Source organism: Sphingomonas bacterium (genome assembly GCF_028289855.1).
Lineage (GTDB): Bacteria > Pseudomonadota > Alphaproteobacteria > Sphingomonadales > Sphingomonadaceae > Sphingomonas.
Genome location: NZ_JAQGKZ010000116.1, coordinates 1 through 8,380, shown reverse-complemented (window position 1 = coordinate 8,380; position 8,380 = coordinate 1). Strand labels below are relative to the sequence as shown.

Sequence of the window (8,380 nt, the reverse complement as noted above, 5' to 3'; positions counted from 1 at the left end):
ACCACGGCCACCATCGCCATCGCGGCGTGGGCCACGATCCGAACGCTCGGGACGATCGCCGCGTGGACGCTCTTCACGAGCAGGCCGCGTATCTTCGAGCTCGAGACCAGTCTCCTGGTCGACGACGCGCATCGACAGGCGAACCTTGCCGCGCGGGTCGATCTCGAGGACCTTGACATTGACTTCCTGGCCTTCGCTCAGGACGTCGGCGACCTTCTCGACGCGCTCGTTGCGGATTTCGCTGACGTGGACGAGGCCGTCCTTGCCGCCCATGAAGTTCACGAACGCCCCGAAATCGACCAGGTTGACGACCTTGCCGTCATAGACCTTGCCGACCTCGGCCTCCTCGACCAGGCCCTTGATCCACTTGATCGCGGCTTCGATCTGGCTGACGTCGGACGACGAGACCTTGATCACGCCTTCGTCGTCGATGTCGACCTTGGCGCCGGTGGTGGCGACGATCTCGCGGATCACCTTGCCGCCGGTGCCGATCACCTCACGGATTTTCGACTTGTCGATCGTGATCGTCTCGATCCGCGGGGCGTGCGCCGACAGTTCCTCACGCGTGTGGTCGAGCGCCTTGGCCATTTCGCCCAGGATGTGCGCGCGGCCTTCCTTGGCCTGGGAGAGCGCGACGCGCATGATTTCCTCGGTGATGCCGGCGATCTTGATGTCCATCTGCATCGTGGTGATGCCCTCGGACGTGCCCGCGACCTTGAAGTCCATGTCGCCCAGGTGATCCTCGTCGCCCAGGATGTCGCTAAGGACCGCAAAGTCCTTGCCCTCGAGGATCAGCCCCATCGCGATGCCCGACACCGGGCGCTTGAGCGGCACGCCCGCGTCCATCATCGACAGCGACCCGCCGCAGACGGTGGCCATCGACGACGACCCGTTGCTCTCGGTGATGTCGGAGAGGACGCGGATCGTGTACGGGAACTCCTCCTTCGACGGCAGCACCGCGTGCAGCGCGCGCCAGGCGAGCTTGCCGTGGCCGACGTCGCGGCGGCTGGGGGCGCCGAAGCGGCCGACTTCGCCGACCGAATAGGGCGGGAAGTTATAGTGCAGCATGAAGTTGGAGTAGGACAGGCCGTCGAGCCCGTCGATCATCTGCTCGGCGTCCTTGGTGCCGAGCGTGGTGGTGCAGATCGCCTGCGTCTCGCCGCGCGTGAACAGCGCCGAGCCGTGGGTGCGCGGCAGGAAGTGCACCATCGCCTCGATCGGGCGGATCTGCGTCGTGGTGCGGCCGTCGATGCGGGTGCCGTCCTTCAGGATCGCGCCGCGGACGATTTCGGCCTCGAGCTTCTTCATCAGCTTGCCGGCGGCCATCTGGTCCTGCGGGGCAGCATCGGCGAACGCCCCCTTGCCCTTGGCGCGGGCTTCGTTGAGCAGGTTCGAGCGCGCGGACTTGTCGGTCACCTTATAGGCGGCGGCGATGTCCTTGCCGATCAGCTCCTTGAGCTTGGTCTTGGCGGCGGTCAGGTCGGCTTGGGCTGCCATTTCCCACGGGTCCTTGGCGGCTTGCTCGGCCAGGTCGATGATCGCGTTGGCGGCCTGGCGGCATGCCTTGTGCGCGAACTGGACGGCGCCGAGCATGACCTCTTCCGAAAGCTCCTTGGCTTCGGATTCGACCATCATCACGGCGTCGCCGGTGGCCGCGACGATCAAGTCGAGGTCGCCATCGCGGGCCTGCTCGGTGGTCGGGTTGAGGATGTACTCGCCGTCGACATAGCCGACGCGGCACGCGCCGATCGGCCCCATGAACGGCACGCCCGAAATCGTCAGCGCGGCCGACGCGGCGACCATCGCCAGCACGTCCGGCTCGTTCTCGCCATCATAGCTGAGAACCTGAGCGATGACGTTGATCTCGTTATAAAACCCTTCCGGAAACAACGGCCGGATCGGACGATCGATCAGGCGGCTGGTCAGCGTTTCCTTTTCGGTCGCGCCGCGCTCGCGCTTGAAGAAGCCGCCGGGGATGCGGCCCGAGGCCGAGAATTTTTCCTGGTAATGGACGGTGAGCGGGAAGAAATCCTGCCCTTCCTTGACCGAGCGTGCGGCCGTGACGGCGCACAGCACGACGGTTTCGCCGAGCGTCGCTAGTACCGCGCCGTCGGCCTGGCGGGCAACGCGCCCGGTTTCGAGTGTCAGGGTCTGTCCGCCCCACTCGACGCTTACAGTTTTCGTATCGAACATTTTATTTCCTTCATCCGGCGGCCCAATGCGCGTCCGGTGCCAGTAGAAGAACCTGCCTTCAGGTTCTGGTGGCGGAGAGTTCCGCCGCCGGCCCGTACCGAATTGTACGAAGGCCGAATAAGCGAAACGGCGCCCGCGGGCGCCGTTCCTGAATTACTTGCGGAGCCCGAGCTTCGCGATGAGGGCGAGGTAGCGCTCGCCTTCGGTCTTGCGGAGATAGTCGAGCAGCGAGCGGCGCTTGTTGACCATCATCAGCAGGCCGCGGCGCGAGTGATTGTCCTTCGCGTGGGTCTTGAAATGCTCGGTCAGCGTCTTGATGCGGCTGGTCAGGATCGCGACCTGGACTTCGGGCGAACCCGTGTCACCCTCGGCGCGGGCATGTTCCTTGATCAGCTGTTCTTTCAGCTCAGGCGTAATCGACATTCTGTTTCCTTCGACATCGCGTTACAGGTTGAAGCCCCGGACGACGCGGGCTTCCCCGCTCAAGACCTCGACCAATGCGACAGGGGTTTCGCCCAGCGTCGCGAAGTAGAGGCCATCGTCATTGGCAATCCCGGCCAGAACGCGCCCCTGTCGGAGCGCTCCTGCCTGGTCGGGGTCGAGGAGTAGAGCCGGGATGTCGTCCAGCCCCGCCCTCAATGGCAGGAGTATCGGTTCAAGGCGCTGGCCCTTAGCGAGTTCGCCCAGTTTGTCCAGCGATATCGCGGATGTGAGGTCGAAGGGTCCGGCTTTGGTGCGGCGGAGCATCGTGACGTGGCCGACAGTGCCAAGCGCGCGGGCGATGTCGCGGGCGAGGGAGCGGATATAGGTGCCCTTGGAGACGTGGGCAGCGATGCTGATTGAATTATAGGTCTGCGCGGGATCATTGGGCATTTCCGAATGGTGCAGATACAAATAGTGGATCGTCACCGCCCGCTTCGCCAGTACCACCTCCTCACCAGCGCGGGCGAGGTCATAGGCACGCTCGCCATCGATCTTCAGCGCCGAATAAGCCGGCGGGACTTGCTGGATCGGCCCCGTGAAGCGCGGTAAGACCGCGTCGATCTCGGCCAAGGTCGGCCGAACATCGCTCTCCGCAACAACCTTCCCCTCAAGGTCGAGCGTATCTGTCTCCGCTCCGAACCCGATCGTGAACTCGTACACCTTGTCGCTGTCGAGCATCCGCCCCGCGAGCTTGGTCGCCTCGCCGATCGCGACCGGCAGCACCCCCGTCGCCAGCGGATCGAGCGTGCCGCCATGCCCGACCTTGGCCTTGCCGTATCCGCTTGTACGCAACGCGCGCTTGACCGCGCTGACCGCCTGGGTCGATCCGAGGCCGAGCGGTTTGTCGAGGATGATCCAGCCGTGCATGCCCGCCCGTAGCGCGGGCGCGGGCCCCGGTCAGCCCTTCTTGGGCTTCCTCGCCTTCCTGGGCGGACCCGCGCTGGTGACGAGGCTGTCGATGTGACAGCTTTGGCCGTCGACCAGCAGCACGCCGGTGCGATCGAGCGAGGTGCCGCCGAAGCGCGTATCGACCCCGATCCGCGTCGAGAACGGCAGTCCGGTGCAAATCCCGGCGATACGCGCATAATACCATTTGCGGCGCTGATCCTGCAGCCATACGCCCTTACTGCCATCGGCCTCGAAATCGTAGAGACCGATCGTGCCGATGAAGGGGATACTGGTTTCCTTGCCCAGTTCGATTGGCACCGGCGCTGTTTTACGCGCGACGGCGGGGGTGGCCAGCGCGGCAATCGCGATCGATGCGATGATGAGCGGACGGATCATGTCGGCTTCCTTGGATGATCGGTGAAACGGCTCACCAACGCGCAATACAGGACATCCGCTGAACCGGGCCTGAAGATCAGGTCAGCGTACCCGAGAAATCGAGCCCTCGCACGATTGCATAGTAGATCGGCCCGACCACACGTGCGACGATATTGGCGCTCGGCGCGATCGTCGGCAGCACCACCAGCAGGAACAGCATCACCGGAAACGCGAAGCGGTGGAGCTTGGCATATTCGGTGGCAAGCGGACGCGGCAACAGTGCCTCGACGACGTGCCCTCCATCGAATGGCGGCACTGGCAGCAGGTTGAAGATCGCGAGGAACACGTTGATCAGCAGGAAATTGACCAGATTGTCGCTGACGAACCCGGCCACGCCTCCCGTGGGCAATGCGCCGCCGTTCCACGATACAACAATGCCGATGACGAGCGCGGCTATCGTTGCCATTACAAAGTTGCTTGCCGGCCCGGCGAGCGCGACCAGCGCCATGTCGCGCCGCGGATTGCGCATTCGTCCCGCCACCACCGGCACCGGCTTGGCCCAGCCGAAGATCGGCGCGTGCGCGAGCGCCAGCACCATCGGTACGACGAGCGTCCCGACCGGATCGACATGGCGGATCGGGTTGAGCGTCAACCGCCCCAGCCGCTCGGCGGTGTGATCGCCGAACAATCGCGCGACATAACCGTGCGCGACCTCGTGAAACACGATCGCGATGACCAGCGGGATCAGCCAGATCGCGATCTGATAGATTGTGTCGTTCGGGCTCATGCGCCCGGCACCGCGCTCGCTGCCCGCGCCGCGACGAAATGCCTGCGACACAGCGCGACGTAGCGGTCGTTGCCGCCGATCTCGGTCTGCGCGCCCGCAACGACCGCGCGGCCCTGTTCATCGACGCGCAGGTTCATCGTCGCCTTGCGCCCGCACTCGCACACCGATTTGAGCTCGACCAGCGAGTCCGCCATCGCCAGCAGCCGCGCCGACCCGGGAAACAGGTCGCCCTGGAAATCGGTGCGCAGGCCGTAGGCGAGCACCGGGATGCCGACCACGTCGGCGAGGTGCGCGAGCTGATCCACTTGCGCCGCCGACAGGAATTGCGCCTCGTCGACCAGCACGCATGCCACCTTCTCATGCGCGTGCTTGTCGGCGACGATCGCGGCGATATCGGTCGCGGGGTCGAACGGTGTCGCGGCGGCCGACACTTCGAGCCGGGAGGTGATCGTGCCGGTTGCATAGCGGTCGTCGATTGCCGCGGTGAACAGCATCGTCGTCATGCCGCGCTCGCGGTAATTGAAGTCCGCCTGGAGCAGGGTGGTCGATTTCCCGGCGTTCATCGAGGCGTAGTAGAAATAGAGCTTGGCCATCAGGCCATCCACGTAGCCGCGACGCCGACGAGGCGCCAGCTTCCGTCGCGATATTCGAGCGCTAGAATTGCGCCACTGCCACACAGTCCGCCGCAGATCGAATCGCGTTCGATGAAGGCGAAATTGCCCTCGTAGACGGGTGCGTCAAACCAGTATCGTTGCGTGCAGGTGGGCAACCACCCGTCTCGCGTGCCGGGCGAAATTGGTCTTTTGGAAATCTTCAGGATCGCGCGCGCCGAGGTATGCGCGAGCCTTTCGGTGATCCCGGTAGCGAGCGATTCGCCGTCAGCGGGGCCAGGTTTCCTCCAGCCGGTCAGACCACCGAACCCGAAGCGCGCCCGGAGTTCGGCCCAGCGGTCGAGGCTACTCGCCTCTTCGGCCAGGCTCGTATCGGCGCGATGAAGGTCGATGCAGGTGCCGAGTTCGGTGAACGAGCCGACGATGTCTAGGTTTGCCGGCAGTTTGGCCACGTCGGCGGCCGTCAGCTCGCCCATGAGATCGGTTGCCATGGCCGCACGCAAGTCGGCGTCGGTGAGGCGTGGCGGCGGCAGGCCGTTTGCGCAGCCCGCGAGTGCCATCGCCAGCAAAAATAGTGACAATCGGTGCGGTCTCGTATCCAGCGCCATTGCGTTAGGATATAATATATCATGCCGCTCTGTCTATACGGCGATGCGCTGCTATTCCTTGTCGCCGCCCGCGAGATCCTGCGCCACCTTGGGATCGCGTAGCAGCGTATCGATATGCTGGCCCTCGTCGAAGCTTTCATCGGCGAGGAATTTGAGCTTGGCGGCATATTTGGTCTGTACCCGCCCGGCGACTTCGCGCTGGAGGTAGGCGGTGTTGGTGCGCAGCGCCTTGAGCACCACGTCCTCGTCCTTGCCGAGCAACGGCTTCACGAACACCGTCGCGTGGCGGAGATCGGGCGACATCCGCACTTCGGTGACCGAGACGAGATGGCGCGCCAGCGTCTCGTCATGCACGTCCCCGCGCTGGAGGATTTCGCTCAGCACATGCCGCACCTGCTCGCCCACGCGAAGCAGGCGGACGGAACGGGTTTCGGTGGCTTCGGTCTGTTTCATCGTTCTTTTCGGGGCTGCTCGGCTTCAAATCGAGCGTAGGGTTTGCCGTAAGGTATCTCATCGCCTTCGGCTTGAGCTGTAACCAGCAGCTTCCCTGAGGCCATCTGATCGCCAGGCGAGCAATTCCATTCGTCGATGACGACGGGCATGTTGCAGATCAGCTCGGTGCGCACGCCGCCGATATCGGCAAGGGCAATCGGCTTGTCCCAACCGACATAACCATCCGGAAGAACAAGCCGTTCGACCAGGGTCGCAGCCTTCCCGTCGAGTTCGGGAACCGAAATCTCGACGAGAAATGGCATCGCTTACAGCGTCCGTTCGCGCATCTCGACCTCGAAGGTTTCGAGGAAGTCGCCCGGCTTGATGTCGACGAAGTTCTGCGTGAACGTGACACCGCATTCGAGGCCCGCGCGGACTTCGGGGACGTCGTCCTTGAAGCGCCGCAGCGACGCGATCTCACCCTGATAGATGATGACATCCTCACGCGTGATGCGCGCCTTGAGCGCCTTGCGGATGACGCCTTCGGTGACCAGCAGACCCGCCGCCTTGCCGTGCTTGCCCGCCGAGAAGACCTCGCGGATTTCGGCGCGGCCGACCACGGTCTCGAACGCTTCCGGCCCGAGCTCGCCCGCCATGCCGGCGCGGATTTCGTCGGTGAGTTCGTAGATCACGTCGTAATATTTGAGCGCGACCTTCTGCCGGTCGGCGATCTCGCGCGCCTTGGCGTTGGCGCGGACGTTGAAGCCGATGATCGGCGCGCCGCTGGCACCCGCCAGCGTCACGTCGCTCTCGGTGATGCCGCCGACGCCTGAATGGAGCACGCGCGCCTTGATCAAATCGGTCGAGATCTTGTTAATCGCGCCGACGATCGCCTCGACCGTGCCTTGCGTATCGGCCTTGACCACCAGCGGATATTCGATCGCTTGCTGCTCCTTGAGCGCGGAGAACATGCTCTCCAGGCTCGCCGGCGCCGACGTGGTGCGCTTGGCCTGGATGACGCTGGCGCGGTACGCCGCGACTTCGCGCGCACGCGCCTCGTTCTCGACCACCTGCAACGGATCGCCCGCGCCGGGAACGCCGGTCATGCCGAGGATTTCCACCGGCGTGGATGGGCCGGCTTCCTTCATCTGGCGGCCCTTGTCATCGACCAGCGCGCGGACCTTGCCGCTCTCGGCGCCGATGACGAACACATCGCCGACCTTGAGCGTGCCGCGCGTGATCAGTACCGTCGCGACCGGACCGCGGCCCTTGTCGAGCTTGGCCTCGATCACATTGCCTTCGGCTTCGCGGTCGGGGTTTGCCTTGAGCTCGAGCAATTCGGCCTGGAGCTGGATCTTCTCGATCAGCTCTTCGAGCCCGGTCTTCTTGGTCGCCGAGACCTCGACGTCCTGCGTCTCGCCGCCCATCGATTCGACCTGGACGTCATGCTCGAGCAAGCGCTCGCGCACGCGCTGGGCATTGGCTTCGGGCTTGTCGATCTTGTTGATCGCGACGATCATCGGCACGCCGGCCGCCTTGGTGTGGTTGATCGCCTCGATCGTCTGCGGCATCAGCCCGTCGTCGGCCGCCACCACCAGCACGACGATGTCAGTGACGTTGGCGCCGCGCGCGCGCATTTCGGTGAAGGCTTCGTGGCCCGGCGTGTCGAGGAAGGTGATCTTCGACTTGTCCTTCAACGTGACTTGGTACGCGCCGATATGCTGGGTGATGCCGCCGGCCTCGCCCTTGACCACATCGGTGCCGCGCAGCGCGTCGAGCAGGCTGGTCTTGCCGTGGTCTACATGGCCCATGATCGTGACGACGGGCGGACGGGTTTTCAGCGTCTCGGGCGCATCCTCGACCACGTCGGTCGCCAGATCGATGTCGCTGTCCGACACGCGCACGATGTTGTGGCCGAATTCGGTGACCAGCAATTCGGCGGTGTCCTGGTCGATCGTCTGGGTCAGCGTGACGGGTGAGCCCATCTTGAACAGTGCCTTGAC

The 8,380-nt window shown here is 64.4% G+C and carries 10 protein-coding genes; all 10 read right to left on the bottom strand.

What is annotated here, in order from left to right; translation table 11 throughout:
* On the bottom strand, positions 1-2,193 hold a 2,193-nt coding region (gene pnp / locus JWM94_RS13650), incomplete at its 3' end, for a polyribonucleotide nucleotidyltransferase (protein WP_299428044.1).
* A gap of 153 nt (positions 2,194-2,346) precedes the next feature.
* Entirely contained in the window at positions 2,347-2,616 is a 270-nt protein-coding gene (rpsO, locus tag JWM94_RS13645) for a 30S ribosomal protein S15 (protein WP_299428040.1), read from the bottom strand.
* Positions 2,617-2,637: 21 nt separating this feature from the next.
* The gene (truB, locus tag JWM94_RS13640) at positions 2,638-3,543 is read right to left on the bottom strand and encodes a tRNA pseudouridine(55) synthase TruB (protein WP_299428037.1); all 906 of its coding nucleotides are present in this window, start codon (positions 3,541-3,543) and stop codon (positions 2,638-2,640) included.
* A gap of 30 nt (positions 3,544-3,573) precedes the next feature.
* Positions 3,574-3,960, bottom strand: a complete 387-nt coding sequence (locus JWM94_RS13635; RefSeq protein WP_299428034.1) for a DUF6491 family protein — start codon at positions 3,958-3,960, stop codon at positions 3,574-3,576.
* A gap of 76 nt (positions 3,961-4,036) precedes the next feature.
* Entirely contained in the window at positions 4,037-4,726 is a 690-nt protein-coding gene (locus JWM94_RS13630; protein ID WP_299428031.1) for a site-2 protease family protein, read from the bottom strand.
* On the bottom strand, positions 4,723-5,319 hold the full coding sequence (locus JWM94_RS13625; RefSeq protein ID WP_299428028.1) for a thymidine kinase: 597 nt from the start codon (positions 5,317-5,319) through the stop codon (positions 4,723-4,725). The genes JWM94_RS13630 and JWM94_RS13625 overlap by 4 nt, the downstream gene beginning before the upstream one ends.
* The gene (locus JWM94_RS13620) at positions 5,319-5,945 is read right to left on the bottom strand and encodes a hypothetical protein (protein WP_299428025.1); all 627 of its coding nucleotides are present in this window, start codon (positions 5,943-5,945) and stop codon (positions 5,319-5,321) included. The genes JWM94_RS13625 and JWM94_RS13620 overlap by 1 nt, the downstream gene beginning before the upstream one ends.
* Positions 5,946-5,996: 51 nt before the next feature.
* Positions 5,997-6,398, bottom strand: a complete 402-nt coding sequence (rbfA, locus tag JWM94_RS13615) for a 30S ribosome-binding factor RbfA (protein ID WP_299428022.1) — start codon at positions 6,396-6,398, stop codon at positions 5,997-5,999.
* Complete coding sequence (locus JWM94_RS13610; protein WP_299428019.1) at positions 6,395-6,700, bottom strand: hypothetical protein; 306 nt, start codon at positions 6,698-6,700, stop codon at positions 6,395-6,397. The genes rbfA and JWM94_RS13610 overlap by 4 nt, the downstream gene beginning before the upstream one ends.
* Positions 6,701-6,703: 3 nt before the next feature.
* Positions 6,704-8,380, bottom strand: a 1,677-nt coding sequence (infB, locus tag JWM94_RS13605; RefSeq protein ID WP_299428015.1) for a translation initiation factor IF-2, incomplete at its 5' end; no start/stop codon positions are given.